At 54.9% G+C, this 1,295-nt stretch carries 1 protein-coding gene and 1 pseudogene; both read right to left on the bottom strand.

The annotated features are described in order from the left end of the window. Window positions 1–45 precede the first annotated feature (45 nt). On the bottom strand, window positions 46–1,053 hold the full coding sequence (locus tag NMA52_RS18695) for an IS3 family transposase (protein WP_254829231.1): 1,008 nt from the start codon (window positions 1,051–1,053) through the stop codon (window positions 46–48). Continuing rightward, window positions 999–1,220, bottom strand: a pseudogene (locus NMA52_RS18690) (transposase); the annotation flags it as partial. The pseudogene NMA52_RS18690 and the gene NMA52_RS18695, both read right to left, overlap by 55 nt. Window positions 1,221–1,295: the final 75 nt, after the last annotated feature.

The following is a 1,295-nucleotide window of genomic DNA, read 5'->3' as shown; positions in this document are numbered from 1 at the left end:
TGAAGGTGCTCAAAATATTAGACAGCAGCTTCGCTGAAAGCCTGATTAGTTGAGGTGTTTCGTTTTTAACGCGTAGGCCTGCCGGACCGTTAGGCCCTTTAGCGTAGTATGGATGCGGTTCGTGTTGTACCATCCTTCGATGTAGTCGAAGATAAGGCACCAGGCGTGGTGGGGACTATGGAACTCATGACGGTCGATACACTCAGTTTTAATCGTTTTGAAAAAGGACTCCGCTACGGCATTGTCCCAGCAGTTGCCCTTACGAGACATACTTTGGGTTGCCCCGACGGAGGCTAGTTCCTCCCGGAAGTTACCGCAGCTGTACTGGGAGCCGCGGTCGGAATGGAAGATTAACTCCTCCTGCGGTTTGCGATTAGCTACCGCCTGCTGGAGGGCGGCCACCGTCGTAGTCTCAGCGGTCATCTCGTCACTGATCACCCAACTGACGATTGCCCGATCCGCCAGGTCCAGTACGATGGTGAGGTAGTGCCACTGGCGATCGATCTCGAAGTAGGTGATGTCGCTGACCCACTTGGTGGCCGGTCGGTCCGCTTCGAAGTTGCGCCCCAGAATGTTCTGCGCTACGGGCAGATCATGAGCCGAGTCCGTTGTGCTTATCCAACGTTTCTTACGCTTGGGGCTACGGAGGCCTTTACGGCGCATACGCCGGCCGACGGTAGCCCGGGAGACGCGGATGCCCTGCTTAGCCAGATCATGCCAGATCCGGGGACTACCGTACGTTCGCCGGCTGGTCTCGAAGGAGTCCTCGATCAGTCCATCCAGGTCGATGTCCTCCGGTCGTTCGACGTTTTTCAACCGTTGGTACCACCGATAGTACCCGCTGCGGCTGACGCCCAGGACCTGACACATCTTCTCAACGGGAAATTCCAGTCGATAATCCATTATGAAGGAGTAGATTTCCCGTCGCTCTTGGAGAAGATGCCGATGGCTTTTTTTAAGATGTCCCGTTCGAGTTCGGCTTCGCGTAACTGCTTCTTCAGGCGCGCGATCTGACGCTCCTCGTCGGTCATGATCTTGATCCCCTGACCGGATGGCTCTACCTGGTTTTCCAAGCGGAACTCTTGTCGCCAGCGGGTTAAGGTAGTGGCCGCGATACCAAACTTATCGGCGATCTGAGTGACCACCGCATCCGGTTCGAAGCTTTGTTTGACCAGTTCCAGGCGCTCCTCCCGGGTGAATCGTTTTCGTAATTTGGACATGATGTCGGGTTGAAGATTTGAAAGATACCAAACCTTCCAGGCCGAAGTCACTGTCTATTTGTTTGAGCACCTCCA

It is taken from the genome of Lewinella sp. JB7 (genome assembly GCF_024297185.1).
In the GTDB taxonomy this organism is placed as follows: domain Bacteria; phylum Bacteroidota; class Bacteroidia; order Chitinophagales; family Saprospiraceae; genus Neolewinella.
The sequence above is the reverse complement of the archived record's forward strand: the minus strand, read 5'-3'. Positions and strand labels throughout refer to the sequence as shown.